Here is a 21,853-nt window from a genome sequence, read left to right as displayed (position 1 = left end):
CCTCGTGAAAAATCAAATTATGTAAGCCCTGGTGTGGGGCTGAACACCGGGTAAGAGACTGCAAAGGGACGGTAATTGCAAGCCAAAACTTCTTATTAAATGAGATTCCCGGCGATGGAACATGCCGGGAAAATGCATTTCCGGAGGGGCATGATTCCAGAAATTGAACACAAGTATACTTTCAAAAAGTTGAGAAAATGCCAGCAACAATCAATTAAAAACATATTGATTCGCCAGCCATGAGTATGATCTCGTTTTTTTATTATAGTCAATCCCACCTATTTCATCCATAGAGTATCCACTTAAGGGACAACTCAAGTTGAGTTTATTTGACATATAATCCCTGTTTTTCGGGTAACGATTGTTACCCTGGGAGATAACAAGAAGTTAAAAAGGCTGGAAAAATAGCCCAATCAAATAGAAAAATTCGTCAAATGAAAACCAGTAAACACTGTGCCATAAAAAAGAAGAGATGAAGAAAAGAAAACCATAGAAGTAAAAAAGAGATCAGTAGAAAAGGAAATCAAGAGAAAAGAAGCAGGAGAAGTAAAAAAGGCTCTTCGCTGTTTCGAGTGGGTAATTTCATCCATCTCCTAAAAATGGGAATGGCATGTATGAAATTTAAAAACACTTATTGTTGAAAATCAAATTCAAGCTCAGTATTTGTCTTTACGAGTCGGGCAACTTTCAAACTAAAAAACTATTTTTAAGCCATACAAAATAGCGAAGAGCCGTAAAAAATAAAAAAAGGATTTGAGGGCACTGAAATAAATAATACCCCCAATCTATCGAAGTCTCAAAGCTTTCTCTTCCTGAATCCGAGATAGATACCTCCCACTGCTGCAAGTACGAACAAAGTACCCACAACGTCAGAACCTGAGAAAGACATCGGACTTCCTCCCTCGGAACCATCGGCTGCATCTTTCTGCATCTCGTAGCCTTCCACATAAGGATCGGATTCGGCAGATGAAGAGCTTTCCGGAGCATCGGGGGTTTGGGTTCCGTATCCGGCATCGGTTTCCTGAACGGTTGTCTGGTTAGCACTCTTTACCACAGGGGTAGAACTGCCCCTGTTGCCACTGCTGCTCCTGCTGGAAGAAGTAGTAGAGGTAGTCTCCGGGAAATCGGTCGCTTCGGTGATCTTCTGGTTATATGCGTCCTGAAGCTCCTGGCTGACTCCCGCAACGGACATCATGCCTTTCACGTACTCATCAAGCAGGGGGTTTCCGCAGGTGTGGTGGCAGCAGGTGACTCCGTCCTCTACCACTGACTTTACGTACTCGGAAACGAGCTGGTCTCTTATCTCAGTATTCTCCCAGTAGCCTTTACGCATTGTTTCCAGCATCCTGGCTTCTATTGACTGCATGGCGTAAGGGTTGTTTTCCTTGAACCATTCCTGCATGTCCGGGTCGTTGATGTAGGTTTCATAGACCAGTTCCCAGTCGCTGTCATCCACAAGGTCCGGGTCACAAACTTCCCAGCCCCAGAGGTTGTTTACAAACTCGGACATTATCCTGCCTCCGGCATACCCGGATTCCATCATGCCCTTGATCCACTGGTCATTGAGGTACCTGGACCGCAGGTTCTTTTTCAGGTATTCGTCCATCGGGACCATCCCGCAGTTTTCCGCGTCCTGGCTCCGGGTATCGGAGACGTACATCTCCGGAGTTTCCCCTGAAAGGTACCTGCTCACCAGGTTCATGCCTCCGAAGTACTGGAAGAAGTCGTCGTTGTCAAGAGTGTCGTAGAGGTTCGAGGAATCCGAGTGGACAGACGCATCCGCAGCTTTCAGGTTTTCTGCCAGGAGCTCGGAACACTTTTCGCCCCAGATATCGGTCCCATAGGCATAGCCCATCTTGTCAAGGTAAAGCTCGGCAATCTTATCCTCGTTTTCCCAGGTCCCGCTTGCACCGATGGCATTGGCAACCCCGATCTCGTAAGTCCCGTCCTTAACCGCAAAACAGCGCATTTCGGACAATTTTTTTGCAGTATCACTGTCATACCCTGCAGCGACAAGGGCAGCAAAGATCTGCTGGCTGTTCTCATTGACATAGTTCGTGTAGTTGGTATCCGGGACTGTGGATTGGTTGGCTGCAAGCCTGACAGCCTCATCTATCATTTTCATCTTGTCAGGGAAAGCGTCCCGCATCCCTGCGGTCGTATAGACAATGTCGATCCTCGGCCTGCCGATCAGGGATTCGTTTCTCAGGATGGAGTCTTCAGGCAGGAGCGCATACATCTCAGACTCGTTCATGACCTCAAACACAAAATTTCCTTCATCGTCTACTTTTAGCTGCCTGGTTTCATCATCCCAGATAGGCCTTATCCCGAGCAGGTAAAGCACTTCGGCTTCAAGGGTCCCGTGGTCTCTTATGAACTCCACGCCAAACCTGGAGAACGAGACTTTTTGCGGGTATTCCCCGTATTTTCCGTAATAGTCCTCAAGCAGGGAATTTGCCATGGCAACTCCCAATTCCCAGGCAGCTTCCGAGGGGTAAAGCCTTGAGTCTACCCCGTAGAAGTTACACCCTGTGGGAACCGAATCAGGGTTCTGGATCGGGTCCCGGCCCGAACTCGGGGGAATGTAGCCACCTTCAAGGGCTGAGAGCAAGTGGTCCATTTCCTGGGAACACTGCCTGAGCCTGTCCCTGTATTCGATCCCGACCTCAAGGGCGGAACTGACCGAACTCTCATTGCTTCCGTAGACCAGGTCCTGGGCTGCTTCGGGGGTGATGTTACTGTTGCTGCTAACCACTTCCCAGACAAGCCGGTCCACCCTGCTGTCATCCGAGGGAATCCCGAGCGGGTATTCCGTTGTATCGGAATAGAAGGCAGCTTCCACAGCTTTTTCAAAGCTACTTCCCATCATTGCCCTTACCATCAGGCTCATCTCGTCCCTGTGCAGATCCAGGATATCGGCTTTGTATTCAAGACCCTGTTTCAGGTCGATGTTTACCGAACTGTTGTTGAAGCCGTAAATCGCGTCCTGAGCGTCCCGGTACTTCGTACCGTTGTAGATAACATCCCAGACCAGGGCATCTACTTTCGTGTCGTTTTCAGGAATACCTGCAGGGTAGAGGGTTGCGTTGGAATAGAACGCAGCGGTCACGTTCCCTTCAAAGGAAGAACCGAGCATAGTCCTGATAACCGAGGGCAGGTCGTCCAGTACAGGTTCGACAACTCTGTCTTTGTAGCTTAAACCGAATTCAAGGTCACTGGTTACGGAAATGTTGTTGGAACCGTATACAATGTCCTGGGCCGTTGCGGGGTCCGTCCCGTTGATTACAACTTCCCTTATCATCAGGTCTACATCCGTATCCTCCTCAGGAATACCTTCAGGATACCCTGTTGCATTGGTATAGAAAGCAGCGGTCACATTCCCTTCAAAAGATGTACCCATAATTGTCCGGATAATGGATACCAGTTCGTCCTGCTTTTGCTCCAGGCTCTTTTCGGGAGGTACCTCCCCGAACACATGCATGCCGTAGGGGATGTTTTCTTCGGAAATTTCTTCAAGATACTCGTGGAGGACGTTTTTCACGAAATCATTGAAGAAGGTTTCATTGGTCCTGAGCTCCTCAACCATGCTTTCGTCAACTTCAAGGTCTACATCGAGTTTGAGTTCGAGCATCTCATCGATTATAAGCTTCCGGTATTTTTCCTGCACATCGGTCCCGCTCATGGCAGGGTCGTAGTAGGACTGGATGTTTCCGGCAAGCCCTGCCATTTCCCCGTGCAGACCACCCTTTTCAAGGGTCGGGGTCAGGTGGTCGATTATCAGGGCGTTTCCGCGGTATTCCGCAGTCAGGCCTTCACCCACGTTTGCCACGATATAGGGATAGATATTCGGAAGGTCCTGAAGCAAGAGGGGAGACCATTCCGCTGTGCGGTTCATCCCGTACGCCGAGCCGGGGAGCCATTCGTGGGTCCCGTGGGTCCCGAGATGGATCAGGGCATCGGGCTGCCACTCCTCATTCTTGTTCAGCCAGAGGTAGAAAGCGATGTACTGGTGTGGGGGCGGGAGAATGCTACTGTGGTACATGGCGTTTTCATTCTGCATGAAACCCCTTGCAGGTTGGGGCATGAGCCAGACGTTCCCGCAACGGACAGCCGGGATAACGATATATTTCCCACTTTCGTTTTCCCAGATCATGTGGCTCTTGTCCGAAGGCACGTCTTCTTCCCAGGGTGCGCCCCACTCCGCAATGGTAGCTTCCCTGAGGTCTTCGGGAATTTCGGACTCAAACCATTCCCTGTAGGTCTCCATTGGCAGGAGCACCATGTCCCCGCTATCAATTCCATTCTGGACCATTGCCTCAAGTTCCCCGGGAGCCCAGCAACCGACATTCCGGCCCTGGCTCTGGATCCTGTCCAGCAGTTCCGTTGAGTTTGTCGGGATATCCTCTACATCATAGTTCCTTTCGCTTTCATTCATATTTTGAAGTATGGAAACCATGCTCGAGATGGTGTTAAGGTAACTTGCCCCGACGTTGTCTTTTCCGGGAGGGTAGTTGTAATAGATTATTGCAACGTTTTTCTCATTGTTATCCTTGAGTTTGAGTTCCGCCCAGTTTATCGAGCGGTTTGCGATCCAGTCTACCTGAGCAGGGATTGGCTCAAACAATGACTCGGTCCAGGAAATTTTGATCCTCTTCCCAACCACGATATACTCGAAAATGCCGTCCCTGTCCGGAGCCATGGTCTTTCGGGCGACCTCTTCGGTGGGAATCCCCCTGTTAGCATCGGCAGGATCATCGGATTCCGAAGCCACGATGCCTTTCAGTACCGCCACGTCCAGGTCCTCCAGTTCCTCGATTCCACGGGTATAGTTTTCGTAGTTAAGCGCAAAACTCTTTAGAGAAATCGCACACTGGATCAGAGGTTCACCGCTTTCGTCACAGTAAAAACCGGTGATATTGTTAAACGTATCAAAACCTGCAATCACGTTGCAGTCCTTGCTCTCAAGGTCCCTGATAAGTGCGTCCACAACCTCGGTGTTCCCGTCCTTGTAATCCCCCTTATGGAACCATATCCCGATTGTGGGACGGTCCGGGTCATAGACCCTGTGATCCCCGTTTGAGCTGTTGCCGTACCATTCAAGGTATTCTGAGTTGTTGTCAAACCAGTACTTGTCGACAGGAGAATCCGGGTGGTAAAGCCCGGAAGGCAGAATTATAGGAGGATGATCATCAAGTTTCCAGCCTGCAGTCAGCTCCGTTTTGCTTGAAAAATTCTGGGCAAGGTAGGCCAGGAAGTTTCTGGAGTTTTCTTTAAGGAACTCTTCCTTTACCCCGATGTTAAAAAAGTACCTCTCGACCGTACTTCCGTTTTCATCCCCGGGGTAGGCATAGTCATAATCAGACATATTGAACGACGCCCCCGAAGTGGAGGTAATGTCGATAAGCACGGTCCCGTTCGCCTTTGCCCTTTCAAGATCGTCTCCAATTTCATCAAAGACAGAACCCCAGAGCATGTAGGTGAATATAACATCCGGGTTTCCTAAATCAACACCCGAAAAATCGGTAGCTACGGACTCGTAATAAGTAACACTCAAATTGTCCTTGTAAGGGCTAGTATTCCAGCCCTCCTCAAAGGCAGCCTGAGTACCGTAGCTTATTACTGTAATATTAACATGGTTTTCGTCAGCCGATACCGCTGGCATTGAAAAAACCAGCAAAATCAATACGCTTAATAGTAATAATTGATGTTTTATGTTTCGCATATTATCCACCCGATAATGTGTAAGACATCCCGGCACTTTGCTTGGCGGCTGTTCCGGGATGTTGCCTTCACCTCATTTTACCAAAAAAAACCGTTCGTTTGATCATTTCATTTCCTTGAAAATGCAGGACCCCCCCTCACTAACCCCATAAAATAAAGAGAATTTCCGACAGGGGTTGTATAGATAAATTTTATGCGATATTGGATATTAAAGGCAAATTACCTTAAGACAAGTTTACTTGTTTAATTTTTCGAAAAAAATTAACCCGAAGTCTCGTTGCCTCCGGCCTCTTCCTCACTTTCCGGCACGTAAATTACCCTGCCGTCAGCCAGTTTGTAAGCCGTTCCGAGAGCTTCTCCTGTCCCTCCCCCGATGTTGTCGGTCATGTTCAGGACTTCAATGGGCTGACCCTCTTCTTTGATGATTATCTTCATATCCTGAGCACCCGGATTTTTTACGATTGTTATATCTTCGTTGGGGTTCAGGAGTTCAGGAAGCTGGTAGGACATCACCAGGGCAACCAGCAGGGCAACCGAGAAGACCATCGCCACATCGAAAAGGTTGGCAACCCCGGTAAGGGGGTTCTGGTCTTCAGGGTCAGCGAAGAGACCTGTACGGTGGTAGCGTCTTGATTTTGATCTTTTCATCCTTAATCTCCTGTTTTTTCTTCAATTGTGTCAAGGATGTAATCGATATCTGACATGTCTTCCCAGTACCAGCGCCTCCTGACCTGGGTGAGGACATACCCTATGCTCCCCGCAAAAAGTCCCACGACCGTGGTGGCAAAAGCGATCATGAGGTTGTTTGCAAGGGTGGCGATGTCTCCCTGAGAAAGCCCGATCAGAGCGGGCCCGAGAGGGATAAGGGTGCCCATAAGCCCGAGCATGGGGGAAATCGTTGCAACGATCTTTGTTTGCTCAAGGCGCTTGGCCATTTTGATTTCATAGTCCTCGGAAAGCCTTTCGATAGCAGGGAAGTTCAGGTCATTCAGGTACTTCGAAGCATCCCTCGAAAAGGAAGTTACCATGTAGTTTTGCTTTATGCTTCCCAGAACCCCGGCAGCCTCCGAAAAGTTTGAATTCAGACAGGATTCCCTTAAACCCTTGCACTGAACTTCCAGATTGTCCCTGTCCCTGTGCCGCTTTGCGTACTCAGAGAGAAATTCCCCGATAAGGATCAGGGAAAAAAGCACCAGAAACAGGAGGATCAAGATTACCGGATAGAGCAAAGCCGAGGAGAAGGTATACATTATCTCGAAGATGGGGCCTGCACTCATTGTTCAGACCTCACATGCCCGAGGAAAAACCCTCCCAGAATGATGAGTCCCAGTATCAATAGGGGAACCACTCCTGAACTGCCTCCGTCCAGGGTAGCCAGGTGCATCTGTTTAGTTTTCATGTAGGCGGGGATCAGCAAAGCACCCATAAGGTAATAGATCCCGAGGAGCATCATAACGGTTCCCAGGGTCTCGGGAGTCTTACCCATTTTCCTGAAAATGAGGGAAGAACCTACAACCGAGATGAAAAAAGCAGTTCCTACAAGAAGTCCGATCTTCAACCCTCCTATGTCAAGGGTGGAAGCCAGCAGCAAGCAGGATACCGCAAGAGCCGCCAGGCAGACAGGGCAGGGCATTGAGATGGCGAGGAAGGTATGCCTTGAAACGTCCTTTCCCGAGTTCCACTTTTTCTGGGTGTAAATCCCAGCTCCGATAAGAAACAGGGAAACGATCACGTGAATCCCCATACCCATCGATGAAATTTGTTCAAAACTATCCATGCTTATGTTATCCACAATACTTCCAAAGAGCAGGGCCAAAAAGAAATAACTGCTTCCGACTGCGAGGATTTCTCGCGTTTTTAGGTTTGAAAAGCCGCAACCTAATCCAGTTTTAAGCCCGAAGATGAGGATACCTATTAAAATCCCAATAACAGTCAATACAGCAGAGTCCATAGTATCTCCCTGTGCATTTAGAATTGAGTTAAATAAAAACTGGTTTTTGGGTAACGATTATTACCCCAAAGACTAACAAGCCAGAAGATGAAATCGTTTTTTAGAGAAGGAGAAGTTTAAGAGGAAACTCGGACCTGAGCTCAAGAACTAAAAAATTAAAAAAATAACATCAGAAAATATTAAAAGGAATATTATAAGCAGCGATCAAAAAAATACGCGGATGACCTAATAAGAAATATTGAAAGAATATTAAGACTAATTATGCGCAAATTAACTCTGTTAACATCTGAGATTTGATTTGAGAGGGTGGAATGGAGCAAATAAAATTCAAGTAAATTTTAGTAAACGCAATTAGAAAAAAGGAACTAAAAGAGGGCATATAATATATTACTTGTATTTACGAATAGCAATAATTATAAGTAATGGAGTTTGTATAGGGACACATTATGGTAGTAAATGTTATGAAGAATTCGGGAATAAACGGAGGGGGAGAGAAACTATTCAAAGCAATATCGAGCGATACCCGCCTCTCCATTCTGGAACTCCTGAGCGGAGAGGACACTCACATCTCAGGTATTGCCAGAGAACTGGGGATCTCCGTACCCGTCGCTGCCAAACACATAAAGATTCTGGAGGAAGCCGAACTGGTTGAGAGAAAAAAGTTAGGGAACCTCCATATGATAGCAATCAAAATCAGCAACGTATATTCATTTCTGGACCACTTTGCAGAAAACCGGGACGTGGAAGTTGAAGAAGGCACAACCCTCCTTGAAGCCCTGAAAAGTGTTGCCGCTGTGGAGGTCACACAGATGGGAAACAGGATTAAAGTAGTTTCCACGGACGGAGAGGAAGGCTTTTACATTTATGAAGTTGACGGGAAATTCTCGGACAAAACAGTGGATGAATATACTTTTGAAGAAGACGCAGTCGTGGAGTGGAAAAAACTTATCCCGGTCACCAAAAAGAGACTGTTTGTGAACGTCAAAAGATGAAAAGGGGAATCAAGAACCTTTTCCAAAGCTTTTCTGTAGTTCTTAACCTTTTTCCTTTGGCTTTTCAGGCTGATTCCTGCAACTCTTTATCCAAATTTCCACGGCTTTTAACTATAGTCAAGGACTCAAATTCCTTCACCAATCTCAAGTGAAAGTTTAACCACAGAAAGCACGGAAAACACGGAATAAAGGAAATTGGGGAACAACCTTTCCGTGCTTTCTGTTTCTTCCGTGGTTATAATGTAAGTGTAAATATTTACGTTCGGGACTATAATTCAGATGACTATTAGCCGAATTAAAATGGCCTTTAGCCCAATTCCTTCGACTTTTCAGTCCGATTTTTTGAGCTTTGCCAGGACGCCGAGATGGTCTTCATGATAGGGCTTCAGGTCCCTGGCAGTAAGGATTTCAAACTTTGGTTCGAATGCCTGCTCCAGTTTTTTGATTTCGTCCCTGAAAACCTGTTTCGGGTTTGCCGCGGTGTCAATGCTCCGGGCTTTGATGGCTAACAGGAGATACCCGTCACTTTTCAAATAGCGGGCCGCGTTCCTCGCGGCGATCTCGGCCTGGTTAGGCTGGGCAACGTCCTGGAAGACCACGTCCACGGGTTCGACCAGGTGGGCATAGATATTGGGTTTTCCAGCGTCTGCAAGGATCGGGTACAGGTTACTACGGCGGGCTACAAGGCTTATAAGGTCCCGCATGCTCCGGGGGGAAAACTCAACGGCATAAACTGCCCCTCCGGGTACAATATCCGAGACATGGCTAACCGTTGTGCCGGAAGCAGCCCCAAGATAGAGGACTTTTGAATCCTGCCTGAGAGGAATTCTGAACTTTTTGAGTACCATTGCCCCAAGCTTACTCCGGCGCGGGTCCCAGGTCCTGTACTCCGAGCCTTCGATAGAGAGCAGTCTTTCTCCGTATACCGTCATACCCGGGTCCAGGTTTTTCGTGGCGAGATACTTTTTGCCCTTCGTGATTTCAAAAATTCCTTCGGAAAGAGTCTTTACTTCGGGCATTTACTGCCTCCTCTTCTTTTTTCCTTTTGGCTTTAACCCGCTTTCCGGCTTTTTCCGGGGAGGTTCGGGATTCAGAAGCCGGATCTGCTGCACTTTTGCGTCCAGTTTTTCTGCAAGGGAGGGGACTTTTTCTCCGGAGTAAAGGTCCGTTCTCGCAGCCAGGGAAAGCTTTGCAGCAACGGCTCTTGCGATTTTTCCCCGCTGCCACCAGGGAGAGGTATTGATAAGGGGGTGGCTGAAAATTATCCCGTGTTTCGGGGAGGGAGCCCTGGACCTGAGATGTTTGAAAAGAGCTTTATTAGCCCCTATTACCTGGATCGTACTGGAGGGAAAAGCGGCAAGTTTTTCCAGGCTGCCTGCGATGCTGATAAGCCTTGCCCCAAGCATGGGACCTGCAAGCAGGCTAAGGTTTGGAGCTGTGTTTTCCATACTGGATTCTATATATGCCTCGATCTGCTTCCGCCGGTCGTAGAGGCTGCAGACGCTTGTGGCAAACCCTTTGAGAAGTTCCTCATCAAAGGCTTCGAGTTCCGCACCCATGGAATCCGCGGCTTTTGCGTAAAGAGGATCTTCAGGGTCAACATTTTTCCTGGAACCATATTTTGTGACAAACCTGGCCAGGGTTTCCCCACTCAAACCGCTTTCCGGGAAATAACCCCCGTACCACTCGGAAAGCCTTTCCGAAAGGACGTTTACAGTCTCATTTACATCATCCAGGGCTTCCACTGCAAGGATTATGCGCTGGTCAGGCGTTAAAGCCCCCGAGATCTGCAGCTTTGCAGCATCCAGGGTTACTTCGTGTAAGAGGGAGTCATACTCTTCCGGAGATCCGACAAACCCACAGGCAAGAGCAGCGGACCGGAGGTCAAAACCTGCAGGAGGGATACCTTTTCCCGGTTCCCTCAGGGAAAGGGAACGAAGCGCAAGCTCCCTTACATTTTTTGAAAAAGGATCTGATGCAAGGACTTTCCCGTCCTCGCCCAGATCAAGCGTCCCGAACCAGGCCTCAAGTTTCAAAAAAGCCCTCCGGAGATCTCCGCACCCCTGTTCCTCGCTTTCGTGAGCAGAGCTTCTCCCCCGATGGACTCGTCAAGCATCTGCTGGACTTCCTTCCGGAGCTTTTCGCCTTCGCTCATGCTCCCTGCAATCCCGTAGACCACAGGCCCGAAGGAGCTGACTCCGGAGCCGCTTGCTCCGTTATCCCGCATGAACTGTACGACATCGAGCACCGGCCGGGGCTGGATTTCGACCTCCCGCTTTTTGAAGCCGACAGTCTGGAGGTGATTGACCGCAGCTCCAAAGCTTTCCAGGTCTTCTTCCACGAGCGCGGGAAGCATCTGCATGAGAATCACATGAGCAACTTCCTGGACTTCAGCCAGGGGAATGGGGCAGACCTTTTTGAAAATATCAACCTCTTCCGCATCATGGGCCCCTTTGGTGTCCGCTATTGCAAGGACGATAGGCCAGTCCGGGAAATCCTCCCTGAAAAGTACAGGCCCTGGGGGCACATGGCTGGCGGCTGAGGGGGAAAAAGCACCCTTGTCCTTGAATTTGTGCCCTCCGTCCAGGAGAAAACCCCCATTTTCAAAGGCAGCAACCCCTATCCCGGAAGTTCCCCCTCTCCCTACGGCAACCGCAAGTTCCCTGACAGATTTACCAAGCCCGTAAACTTCATTTACAGCTGCTGCAGCCGAAATTGCGGCCTGGGTCCCGGAACCCAGCCCTACATGATCAGGGATGGCCCTTTCGATATTGATCCTGATCCCCCGGTCCTCGGGAAGTAAGGACTTCGCCGCTTTTCGCACCCTCCCTGCGAGAACGGAATCACCAAGAACCTCCACAGTCTCAGCTTCAACTGCGGAAAGTTCCATGCCCGGGGATTCAAGTGTGATTCCCACCCCTCCATCAACCCTGCCAATCTCCGCATTCAGGTCAATAAGGGTCAGATGAAGTCTGGATGGAGACACTATTCTAATCATATCCATCTGTATCCTCGTTACATATTCATAAAGCTTAGGGCTAACCCCTTCGATCGCTTCTGAAAAAGATAGAACGGGTAAGCAATACCAACCGGTGGCCGGCAGGAGCTTTCAGAAGCAGAGCAGGTTGCCAAACCCGGCCTCAGCACGAGATATCCGCATCTTTAGATGATATCCGCACCTTTATTCCTGGCTTTCGTCAAAAGTACAGTTCCACCTACCGACTCATCGAGCATCCTCTGGACCTCGTTCCTGACCTGAGCCGCTTCCCTGGAGTTGTCAACCAGGCCGTAGACAAGAGGCCCGAAGGAACTCATGCCTGCCCCGTAGCAGCCGTTCTCCCGCATGAAAGCCATAGTATCCTGCGCGATCGGCTGGAGATCGACCTCGCGCTTTTTGAAGCCCACGGTCTGGATATGATTGACCGCATCCCCGAAACTCTCCGAGTCCTCTTCAAGAAGGGCGGGGAGTAGCTGCATAAGGAGCACATGCGAAAGCTCCCGGACCTCGGAAAGCGGGATTGGGCAGGTTGTATTGAAGACGTTGATCTCCTTATCGTCATGGACCCCCTGCCCGTTGGGGACTGCAACAACAATCGGCCAGTCAGGAAACTCGTACCTGGAGAGCAAAAGGCCCGGAGGAAACCCCTTCACATCGTGTGAGAAGGTTTTCTTATCCCCGAACCTGTGCCCGCCGTCCAGCAGGAAGCCGCCCCTTTCAAAAGCTGCAACCCCGATCCCCGAGGTGGTCCCCCGGTTTGCGGCAATGGCAATTTCCGTTACGGATTTTCCAAGACCGTAAAGTTCGTTTACGGCCTTCCCCGCGGAAAGCGCCGCCTGGGTACCCGAACCAAACCCTACATGATCAGGATAATCTGCTTCGACCCGGATGCGTATGCCTTCTCCCTCGGGGAGCAGGGCAAGGGCTGAACTTCGGATTTTTTCCGTAAGACCGGAATTCCCGAGCACCTCAACGGAATCCGCTTTTTCTGCGGAAAGCTTGAGAACGGGAGAATCGAGGGTAATCCCCACCCCTCCATCAACCCTACCAATCTCCGCATTGAGGTCAATAAGTGTTAGATGAAGTCTGGAAGGGGACACAATTCTAATCTTATCCATCTGTATCCTCGTTACATATTCATAATTATAAAGCCTGGGAATGAGCTTTCAGTTTACCCTGAAGCCATTCTTTAATAATCGAATATGTAAAACATAAAGTTTTCCGGTTTAATATAAATTTAAAGAATGAGAAAATAATGGAATATATTTTTATACTGATTTTTGTATTCCCCCGGAAATCCAGGACAGGATCCATGAATACAGGATTGATATAAACGTTACACTGCCTGCACCTCCCATGAAGCACCCCCAGCAGGGAGTGGGCAAAACCGCAGAGCATCCCCGTGTCTGCAGGATCGGGCAGGCCGAAGGTAAAATCAGCATCAAGATATTTTATTTTCAAGGAATTCAATGTATCGGAAAAAAGCCGGAACAAAGGTACACGAAGGTCGCGGAACGCCCTTAAGATATAAGAGTATTCTTTTTTCCAAAACTTTTTAGGTCCTTTAGTCTCCTCTATTTCCTTTTCGATTTTCTTTTTTTTCTCTTTCTCTTTTTCTTTTCCTTTCTCTTTTTCTTTTCCTTTTTCTTTTCCTTTTTCTTTTTCTTTTCCTTTTTCTTTTTCAATCCCCTCTACTTCCTTTTCTGTCCCCCTACCTTTTTCGGTCCATATTTTCTCTTCTTTTTCCTTTTCAATTTCCTTCATTTTCCTTTTTTCTATTTCCTTCTCTTTTTCCCTTTCTATTTCCTTTTTTATTTCAATTTCTGTTTCATCCTTACGTTCACGTTTTTTGCCCTTTTCCGACCGATCTTCAGATTCCTTTTTTTCCGGCCTCTCAATAGAGACCTTACGTGAAAAGAAAAACCACTTAATGGAAAAATTGCCCCTGAATAAGCTTTCTCCTTCCCTGAGCCGGGCTTTCGCATCCAGAGTTAACTCTATAGGCGTTATAAGCACGAACAAAACTAAAAAAAACAATAAGGAAACAACGTATACAGCCAGCATATTCAATAGGTTCGATAAACAAGGAAATTCCGGGCTGCATTCCCGGTATCAAAAATCCTCCCGGTTTATTCCCGGACACGAAACTTATTTTTCAACCTTTTCAATAAAGCCAGGGCTCAGAGGAAGTTATCAGCAGCGTTTTTACTCTTCTTCCCCGCTTACCATAATCTCTTCCGGCTCCCCTTTTTCCGGGCTTTCTCCGGCTCCCCCTTTCTCCCCTTTTTTGCCCTTGTTCCGGACAGCTTTAATTTTTTCCATGATGTCGGGAACGATTTCAGGGACGGCTTCGAGAAATTTCCCAACATCACTCTTCTCCGAAACCCTGAATATCCGGGTATCTTCCTTTGAGACCACAATAAAGGCTATAGGCTCGATTTTTGCACCTGCCCCACCGCCTCCTCCGTACCCGGATTCTTTTTCCTTTTTGCCTTCCCCACCCCCGGCTCCGAAACCCATCGAGATTTTCGAAATAGGAATAATGGTCTTGTCTGCTGCAATTATGGGGTCCCCTACAACAGTTTTAGTGCTTGCAATACGTTCAAGTTCCCCTGCTATTTCTTTAATGGTCTCTTCTACTCCCATGATTATTTCCCTCCAGAAATATGCTTATGAAAAGCTTTTGCTTATGCTCCGGATATATCTTTGGTTCTCAAACCCTATGAAACCTTCTATCAAAAAAGAATTACCTGAAAAACCTTCTATAGAAAAAAGATTGCCCAGGAGATATTTCATCAAAAAAAGGTTACCTGAGAGGTCCTTTACCAAAAAAATCCCGAGAGACCTTTCACCAAAAAAGATTCTCTAATACATTTCATCAAAAAAAGATCCCCCTGGATTTTCCAATAAACCGGTCTGGCCCATATCGAAAGCATGGGGGATATTTTAAGCCGCAATCCCAACAGGATTTTACAATTTTTCCGCAAGGCTGCCCGGGGAAAAACTGCCCGGAGCCGGGGACCCCGAGTCCTTTTTTTCGGCATCGGAACTTTTGATTTTTGAGAAAAAATCGTCAAGGACAGGGCCAACTTCAGCAGGGGCAACATCAAGAAATTCCCGGCTTTCTTCCGGCGGGAAGTACTTGAAGACAGTAAATTTACCCAGTTTTTTCTGCAAAGACCCCTGGTACCTGGCATCAAGCAAAATCCTGACCCCGAAATCCCGGGGGGAGCGGACGACCCTACCCATAGCCTGCCTCACCTTCCGGATAGTGGGCACCTGGACCGCAAATTCCCAGCCTTCCCCACAGCCGAAAACCGTGTCATAGGCAGATTCAACAGCCTTGATCCTGTCATTCAGCGCAGGGTAGCCGACTCCGACCACGATCACGGTCCTTCCCCTGTTATCCCTGAAATCCACGCCTTCACTCAGAGTGCCCCAGAGGTATGTGATGAGTACGGATTTCTCGCCCCTTTCCCCGGATCTGAAAAAGTCCTGCCTGACCTGCTGGGCCGAGACTCCTACTTCGTCCAGGAAAAGGGAGACCGAAAGTTCCGGTTCAAGCAGTTTGGAATAGCGCAGAGCTTCGGAGTAACTCTGGAAATAGATTACCACGTTCCCCGGAGATGCCGAAACAGCCGCAAGCAGAGCCTCTTTTATGCTGTCCAGGGTTTCCGGCATGTCCCGGTTCTTTGCAAAGAGAGGGGGGACCGAGACTGCCAGGCTCAACCTTCTTTCCTGAGGGAAGGTTGTCCCGTAGGTTATTTCCTCCACCTCCCTGGAAATGCCCAGAGTGGCCCTGACCATCTCAAAAGGCCTCAGGGTAGCCGACATTAGCACGCCTGCGAAAATAGAGTCCAGCAGGGGCTGGGTCACATTTTTGGGGATACAGGTAAAAAGCTCAATCCGCCCGTAGACCCTGTCGCTCTTCCAGTCCTTACGCACATTCAGGATGGGGTAGTAGTTCTGCCTGTCGGAAAGCACAAGGTAGGAAGAAAGGAAGTCCGCAACATAGCGAATCTGGGAACGTTTCGGGACGGCAAGAAGCCCATTTTTATAGTTTTCGGCATAGATATCCTCCAGCCTGCCCCCAAACTCCCCGATATCCCGGAGCCGGGTAAGCACGCTTTCTTCATCCGCAAACCCTTCCTTTTTCGCTTCGCGCAAGAAACGGGCTTTCAGCACGTCAAAGCGCTCGTAAGGGTCGCTGATCTGGATGTCCTGCCAGTGTTTCCCTAGCCTGTTTCGCTCCCCGAACTTCAGCTTTGAGTCGTAGGTATCCTTCACGGCCTGCAATAAACAGGAAAAAAGCCTTTTTGCGTGAATCCGGTTCGCATAGTCCCCATCGAGCGGGATACCGTTCCCGCCTCCGAATCCCCCTCCAAACCCCGATGAGTTGTCAGGTTCCGGGACTTCCCCTACTTCCGAAAGGGCTTTTTCGATAGAAAGTTCCGCCAGCGTGATAGAGGAATGGGACCGGGCCGAGGCTTCGACATTGTGCGCCTCGTCAAAAATCAGGATTACGTCTTCAGAATCCCTCTCGAGCCATTTCAGAAGGGTCATGAAAATTTCAGGGTTCAGGACGTGGTGGAAATTACATATAAGGAGTTCGGCATTTTTCAGTTCCTTTTTGAGGAGCTCGTACCCGCACATGTCCCGGTCTGCCGCATACTCCACGACATCTTCAGGGCTCCTGACATTCGAAAAGAGCCAGGAAGAAAACTCGCTTCCCTCGAACCTCAGGACCTCGTAAAGCTTCTGACAGGAATTGTTCCGGAGACCCTGGACTTTTTTCCGGGCGTCCTCAAGTTCCTTTTCAAGCTCATTTCGGAGGGCGTAGAGGGATGGGTCTTTTGTCTTTTTGTACTTCTCAAAAGCGTCCTTGAGTTCCTTTTCTTTCGCGGCAACTTCCCTTTCGAACTCCAGGAGGTCATAGGTGTTTTCCCCCTTAAGCTTGCACTCATCATAATCGAGCTTCTCGGGGCACATCGCCGTCTTTCCTTTGAAGACGATGGTCTTGATGTCGTTGTCCCGGTTGATCTCCCTGACCTCATTGATGAACTGGACCATCTGCTGGTGGACATTGGTAACTATGATCACGATTTTGTTGAGCTTCCTTCCAACATGCAGCGCCGGAGCCAGGGCGCTCAGGGTCTTTCCCGTGCCGCAGGCCCCTTCAAAGAGCACTATTTTTTGCTCCAGGAGGGAGGCATGGATTTTGTCCATGGCTTCTGCCTGGTTAGGGTAGCAGCTCTGTTTTGTAAAATACCGCATGTATCCGTTCTTCTGCATCATGAGGAGTTCCCCGGGACCCGGCAGGTCCGTGAGATTCTCTGCCTGCCCAGCCTTTTTAAAGATTGAATCAAAGTTTTTGCGTAACGTTTATCGTTTTATGTACCTGAAAGCAGGTTAAATAACTTGTGCATCCCCTGAGTGAAAGTACTCCGGAAAAACTCGGGAAGAGCAAAAGAAGAAAAGAGAAGAGAAAGCTGCTCCATACTAACTTTCATATACTTATTCAAGCCCGGAAAATTCATTCCAGAGAACACTGCCGTCCAAGGTACTCACATCCCCACTGGCAGAGGGAATCCAGAACCGGAATCACGGTCTTTCCGAAGGACGTCAGGGAATACTCGACCTTTGGAGGGATTTCAGGGTACATCACCCTCAGGACAAGCCCGTCTTCTTCAAGCTCCCGTAACTGTTTAGTGAGCATTTTCGGTGAAATCCCCGGCATATTCTGCTGCAGCCCGGAAAAACGAAGGGTCTCTTCCCGGAGCTGCCAGAGGATAAGGGGTTTCCATTTTCCCCCAATCACATCAAGAGTCGCTTCCACGGGGCAGTGGTAATTTTTGTTGTTTTTCTTCTCACTTACCATAAGAGCTCATCTTATCCTTTTTCTTATAGTATCCTTTTTCTTATAGTATCCTTTTTCTTACGTATCCATTTTGTTAGTAACTACCTGAATTGTATGTATGGCATATAAGTATAGTTGTTGCAAACTGGATAGCTACAAACGCAGATTGCCAGGCGGCAGCCATACAGGCATCATAACACATTGACATCATAACACATGGATATCATAGCACATGGACATCATAAGGCCGACAAAATTATATGCGGATTAACTATTGTGGTAGCTTTCAGCTCCTATTTAAGAACAATAAAAACCATAACAAGTGAAAAACTCAGAGGAATTTTCAGGTGGACGAAAGAAGCCAGATGCTGGCAAACGAAAATATAGGCAAACTCCTTCTCAAACTCTCGGTACCTGCAACCATCGGGATGCTGGTACAGGCATTTTATAACCTTGTGGACACGGTGTTTGTTGGCAGGGCCTACGGGATAGAAAGTGTCCAGGCAATAGGCGGAATTGCCGTTGCCTTTCCCATCCAGATGATCGGAATGGCTGTGAGCCTTGCCATAGGGATAGGAGGGGCTTCTATCATCTCCCGGCGCCTTGGAGAAAGGGAGCCGGAAAAAGCCAGCAGGACCTTTTCAAACCTGATATTCCTTTCCCTGATGTCCAGTTTCCTGATAACCGTCCTCGGGCTCATATATATAGTGCCGATCCTGAAAATTTTCGGAGCCACTGACACAATCCTGCCCTATTCCCTCGAATACCTGGAAATAATCCTTTACGGCACAGTCCTCTTCTCCCTTGCGATGGTTACAAACAGTGTGGTCCGCTCCGAAGGGAACGCAAAAGTTGCCATGAACGCCATGATGATCGCCGGAGGGCTCAATATCGTGCTTGACCCCATCTTCATTTTCACTTTAGGGATGGGAATCCGGGGAGCAGCAATTGCGACCGTGCTTGCACAGGGTATCGGAGTGCTGTACATTGCCCGCTACTTCCTGAGCGGAAAAAGCACACTTAAGTTCCACCTCAGAGAGCTCAGGCCGGACAGGAAAATCATCGAAGAAGTCCTGGCTATCGGGATGTCCCCCTTTGCCAGGAACGTTTCAAGCAGTTTCATGGTCATAATCCTGAACAACCTCCTTGCCTTTTACGGAGGGGACATAGCGATTGCCGTGTTCGGGATTGTAAACCGTCTCCTGATGTTTACTTTCATGCCCATGTTCGGGATCATCCAGGGCCTGCAGCCAATAGTAGGTTTCAACTACGGGGCAAGGAATTTCGAGCGGGTCAGGGAATCCGTTAAACTTGCCATCCTGATCACCACAGGCATGTCAGTTGCAGGTTTCCTGGTACTCTACCTGTTTCCGGAACAACTCTTTGGAATCTTCAGTGAGGATCTCCAGCTGATAGCGGAAGGAAAAAGTGCTGTAAGAATTATTATACTTGCAACCCCGCTTGTAGGGTTCCAGGTAGTGGGTGGAGCCCTTTACCAGGCCCTGGGCAAGGCAAGACCTTCCCTTTTCCTTTCCATGTGCAGACAGGTGCTTTTCCTTATCCCCTTGGTACTGCTGCTCCCGAGATATCTGGAACTTCCGGGGGTCTGGGCAGCCTTCCCGCTTGCTGACACCCTGGCTTTTGCAGTAACCCTGATAATGGTTATCCGGGAGTTCAGGCTGCTCGCTGAGGCACGGGACAGGACAGTGATTAATGAACAAACAGCAGTTAATTGACCAGGCTAAGGTTAACTGTCCCTCCCCCATTCATCTAGCTTCAGGGGTTAACTGGTCGATCACTGGTTTTTATCAAGAGTTCACTGCCTTCTCAGTCGTTCCGTCCCCCATCCGCAGAAGGGTCAAGGAATTAGCAAGGGCCTTAAACAGTTAAATACGCGGCAGCTTTCTCAGGACAATGATATTGTTTATTTTTTTCCTAACACTTACCATAAGCTCCCGTTGTATCATTTTTGTTAGTGGCTACCCCGTCTGTATGTATGAGATATAAGTATAGTTGTTGCAAATTAGATAGCAACAAGCGTAGATTGCCCAATGCCAATTATATAAACGCCATATACGGACACCATATAAAAATGACATAAATATTGATAACGGGAGAGAATCGCAATGAAAGTCATAGGAATCGTAGGAAGCCCGCGAAAGAACGGAAATACTAACACCCTTGTCCAGCAGGTGCTGGAAGGAGCCTCCGAAGCCGGAGCCGAAACAAAGGCCTTCATCCTGAACGATATGAACTACAGAGGCTGCCAGGCCTGCAACTACTGTAAGGCCAACGATAAGTGCAAGCTTGAAGACGACCTGGTAGAAGTTTTTGAGGAGATCAAAGAAGCAGACGGCATTGTTTTCGGGTCCCCGATTTACTTTGCCCAGTTTACAGGCCAGATGCGGCTTTTCCTGGACCGCTGTTACTCCCTGGTAAACCCTGACTTTTCCTCACGGGTCCCGGCCGGAAAGAAAGCAGTGCTTGTAGGCGCCCAGGGTGAGCCAGACCCCACAGCCTACACCAGAGTCTTCGAGGAATTCGGAGGAGAAATTTCCCGCTTCATGGGCATGGAAGTAAAAGACACCCTCATAGCCGCCGGGTGTGCTGCACCGGGAGACATCAAAGGCAATTCCGAACTTATGGAAAAGGCAAAGAACACCGGCCTGAACCTTTTCAAGTAAAAAAAGGATGAAAACAAAAGGGTGAAAACTAAAGGATGAGGAGGACACCCCAGCCGGGCACTTCCTCACACATAATACCCATATCTTTTACGGAAAAGTAAGAGGAAGCATTAATATGGACACTCTCGAAGCAATCCACAACCGAAGAAGCATACGAAAATACACTGACAGACTCGTCCCCCGGGAACTTGTTAACGAACTGCTCCGGGCTGCCATGTGTGCACCTTCTGCAGTCAACGCCCAGACCTGGGTCTTTATCGTAATCGACGACCGCAAACTGCTCGAAGAGATCCCGACATACAGCCCCTATGCAGGCATGTGCAGGGGAGCTCCCCTTGCAATCCTGGTCTGCGGAGATACGACCCTGGAAAAAGCCCCCGGATTCTGGGTGCAGGACTGCTCGGCAGCTATCCAGAACCTCCTGCTGGCGGCCCATGCCCTTGGCCTCGGTGCAGTCTGGACCGGGATCTATCCCATGGAAGACAGGGTTGAAGGTTTCAGAAAAGCGTTCGGACTTCCGGAGCATATAATCCCCCTGGGACTGGTGCCTATTGGTTATCCTGCCCAGCAGCCCGGACCGCAGGACAGGTACACTGAGGAAAAAGTATTCCACAACAGGTACGGCCGGAAAAAAGAATGAAGCTGTGAAAACTGAGTGTTATTAAAAAATCGGTGATTTTATTGACGGTAAAAGTTGTTGCAAAAAACCGGGTCAAACCTGAGAAAATCGAAGAATTCACAGACCTGTGCAAAACCCTTGTTGAAGAATCGTTGAAAGAAGAAGGCTGCATAGAATACGGGCTGTATCAGGAATTAGAAGAACCAGGACTCCTGACCATGATAGAGGAGTGGAAGGACGAAAAAAGCCTGGAAGAACACTTTAACTCCGTGCATTTTAAGAAAATAGTTCCATTGATTTCAAAATGTCTTGAAAAGGAAGCAGAAGTTAATGCTTACGAGAAAAAGCTGTGATTTTATTTTTTGATTCATAAAAAACACCCCACAGGCATAGTCAAATATGATATAAGACATGGGTCCATAAAATAGACAGGGGGGATAAACAATATCAGAGAAAATCAAGATCAATAGCAACGTATTTGTCTATCCGATGGCCGTAACCCTGCTGGGAGCAAATGTTGAAGGGAAAGCCAATTTCATGGCCCTGGGCTGGGCCACCCGGGTCAATGCAAACCCGCCCATGCTCGGAGTCGGGGTGCATAAATCCCATTACACAGCCAAAGGCATCAAAGAAAACAAGAGCTTCAGTGTCAACTTCCCTGAAGCCGAAATGATAAGAGAAACCGATTACTGCGGCATCGTCACAGGGGAGAAGGTCGACAAGTCCAGCCTGTTTGAAGTATTCTACGGGGAAGTCGAAACCGCACCCATGATAAAGGAGTGCACCCTGAACCTCGAATGCAAACTCGTAGAAACCCTGGAGTTTCCGACGAACTACTTTTTTGTAGGGGAAATCGTGGGAGCCTATTCCGAAGAGCAGTACCTGACCCAGGGAAAGCCGGATATCAAGAAAATGGAACCCCTGCTCCTGACCATGCCCAACAACAGTTACTGGAAAGTCGGAGACTATGGGGGAGAAGCCTGGAAAATAGGAAAAAGCCTGAAAGGAAATGAAAAGTAACCCGGAAAGGG

At 48.5% G+C, this 21,853-nt stretch carries 18 protein-coding genes; 6 read left to right on the top strand and 12 right to left on the bottom strand.

Going from position 1 to position 21,853, the window contains the following annotated elements; translation table 11 throughout:
• Positions 1 to 796: 796 nt before the first annotated feature.
• The 4 genes from ACSAZK_RS11525 to ACSAZK_RS11510 form a co-directional block, all read right to left on the bottom strand.
• On the bottom strand, positions 797 to 5,662 hold the full coding sequence (locus ACSAZK_RS11525) for a cobaltochelatase subunit CobN (protein WP_440954276.1): 4,866 nt from the start codon (positions 5,660 to 5,662) through the stop codon (positions 797 to 799).
• A gap of 320 nt (positions 5,663 to 5,982) precedes the next feature.
• Positions 5,983 to 6,369: a DUF2149 domain-containing protein gene (locus ACSAZK_RS11520; RefSeq protein ID WP_440954275.1), complete on the bottom strand. Its 387-nt coding sequence runs from the start codon at positions 6,367 to 6,369 to the stop codon at positions 5,983 to 5,985.
• Positions 6,370 to 6,371: 2 nt separating this feature from the next.
• Positions 6,372 to 6,998, bottom strand: a complete 627-nt coding sequence (locus tag ACSAZK_RS11515) for a MotA/TolQ/ExbB proton channel family protein (RefSeq protein ID WP_440954274.1) — start codon at positions 6,996 to 6,998, stop codon at positions 6,372 to 6,374.
• Entirely contained in the window at positions 6,995 to 7,672 is a 678-nt protein-coding gene (locus tag ACSAZK_RS11510; RefSeq protein WP_440954273.1) for a DUF2162 domain-containing protein, read from the bottom strand. The genes ACSAZK_RS11515 and ACSAZK_RS11510 overlap by 4 nt, the downstream gene beginning before the upstream one ends.
• A gap of 446 nt (positions 7,673 to 8,118) precedes the next feature.
• Here ACSAZK_RS11510 and ACSAZK_RS11505 point away from each other — a divergent pair, with 446 nt between their 5' ends.
• Entirely contained in the window at positions 8,119 to 8,664 is a 546-nt protein-coding gene (locus ACSAZK_RS11505) for an ArsR family transcriptional regulator (RefSeq protein WP_440954272.1), read from the top strand.
• Positions 8,665 to 8,993: 329 nt separating this feature from the next.
• Here the strand turns inward: ACSAZK_RS11505 and ACSAZK_RS11500 are convergent, their stop codons facing one another.
• The 8 genes from ACSAZK_RS11500 to ACSAZK_RS11465 all read right to left on the bottom strand — a co-directional run bounded on the left by ACSAZK_RS11500 (position 8,994) and on the right by ACSAZK_RS11465 (position 17,540).
• Positions 8,994 to 9,683, bottom strand: coding sequence for a fibrillarin-like rRNA/tRNA 2'-O-methyltransferase (locus ACSAZK_RS11500; RefSeq protein ID WP_440954271.1), 690 nt, complete (start codon positions 9,681 to 9,683; stop codon positions 8,994 to 8,996).
• Positions 9,684 to 10,700, bottom strand: coding sequence for an NOP5/NOP56 family protein (locus tag ACSAZK_RS11495; protein ID WP_440954270.1), 1,017 nt, complete (start codon positions 10,698 to 10,700; stop codon positions 9,684 to 9,686).
• Complete coding sequence (locus tag ACSAZK_RS11490; protein WP_440957005.1) at positions 10,697 to 11,662, bottom strand: beta-ribofuranosylaminobenzene 5'-phosphate synthase; 966 nt, start codon at positions 11,660 to 11,662, stop codon at positions 10,697 to 10,699. Before ACSAZK_RS11490 ends, ACSAZK_RS11495 begins: the two co-directional genes overlap by 4 nt.
• 164 nt (positions 11,663 to 11,826) lie before the next feature.
• Positions 11,827 to 12,780: a beta-ribofuranosylaminobenzene 5'-phosphate synthase gene (locus ACSAZK_RS11485; RefSeq protein ID WP_440954269.1), complete on the bottom strand. Its 954-nt coding sequence runs from the start codon at positions 12,778 to 12,780 to the stop codon at positions 11,827 to 11,829.
• A 25-nt stretch (positions 12,781 to 12,805) separates the two neighbouring features.
• Entirely contained in the window at positions 12,806 to 13,678 is an 873-nt protein-coding gene (locus ACSAZK_RS11480; RefSeq protein WP_440954268.1) for a DUF2953 domain-containing protein, read from the bottom strand.
• Between the two features lie 189 nt (positions 13,679 to 13,867).
• Positions 13,868 to 14,308 carry a GerW family sporulation protein gene (locus tag ACSAZK_RS11475; protein ID WP_440954267.1) on the bottom strand — a complete coding sequence of 147 codons (441 nt, stop codon included), beginning with the start codon at positions 14,306 to 14,308 and terminating at the stop codon, positions 13,868 to 13,870.
• Positions 14,309 to 14,632: 324 nt separating this feature from the next.
• A complete protein-coding gene (locus ACSAZK_RS11470) occupies positions 14,633 to 16,957 on the bottom strand; it encodes an ATP-dependent DNA helicase (protein WP_440954266.1) in 2,325 nt (774 codons plus the stop codon).
• 238 nt (positions 16,958 to 17,195) lie between these two features.
• Positions 17,196 to 17,540, bottom strand: a complete 345-nt coding sequence (locus ACSAZK_RS11465; RefSeq protein WP_440954265.1) for a winged helix-turn-helix transcriptional regulator — start codon at positions 17,538 to 17,540, stop codon at positions 17,196 to 17,198.
• 326 nt (positions 17,541 to 17,866) lie between these two features.
• On the opposite strand from ACSAZK_RS11465, the gene ACSAZK_RS11460 reads away from it, so the two are divergent.
• The 5 genes from ACSAZK_RS11460 to ACSAZK_RS11440 all read left to right on the top strand — a co-directional run bounded on the left by ACSAZK_RS11460 (position 17,867) and on the right by ACSAZK_RS11440 (position 21,842).
• A complete protein-coding gene (locus ACSAZK_RS11460; protein WP_440954264.1) occupies positions 17,867 to 19,255 on the top strand; it encodes an MATE family efflux transporter in 1,389 nt (462 codons plus the stop codon).
• A gap of 390 nt (positions 19,256 to 19,645) precedes the next feature.
• Entirely contained in the window at positions 19,646 to 20,203 is a 558-nt protein-coding gene (locus ACSAZK_RS11455) for a flavodoxin family protein (RefSeq protein WP_440954263.1), read from the top strand.
• 115 nt (positions 20,204 to 20,318) lie between these two features.
• A complete protein-coding gene (locus ACSAZK_RS11450; protein WP_440954262.1) occupies positions 20,319 to 20,843 on the top strand; it encodes a nitroreductase family protein in 525 nt (174 codons plus the stop codon).
• Between the two features lie 41 nt (positions 20,844 to 20,884).
• Complete coding sequence (locus tag ACSAZK_RS11445) at positions 20,885 to 21,175, top strand: putative quinol monooxygenase (RefSeq protein WP_440954261.1); 291 nt, start codon at positions 20,885 to 20,887, stop codon at positions 21,173 to 21,175.
• A 136-nt stretch (positions 21,176 to 21,311) separates the two neighbouring features.
• Complete coding sequence (locus ACSAZK_RS11440) at positions 21,312 to 21,842, top strand: flavin reductase family protein (protein WP_440954260.1); 531 nt, start codon at positions 21,312 to 21,314, stop codon at positions 21,840 to 21,842.
• Positions 21,843 to 21,853 lie beyond the last annotated feature (11 nt).

Origin of the sequence: Methanosarcina sediminis (assembly GCF_052056915.1) — an archaeon.
In the GTDB taxonomy this organism is placed as follows: Archaea; Halobacteriota; Methanosarcinia; order Methanosarcinales; family Methanosarcinaceae; genus MTP4.
The sequence above is the reverse complement of the archived record's forward strand: the minus strand, read 5'-3'. Positions and strand labels throughout refer to the sequence as shown.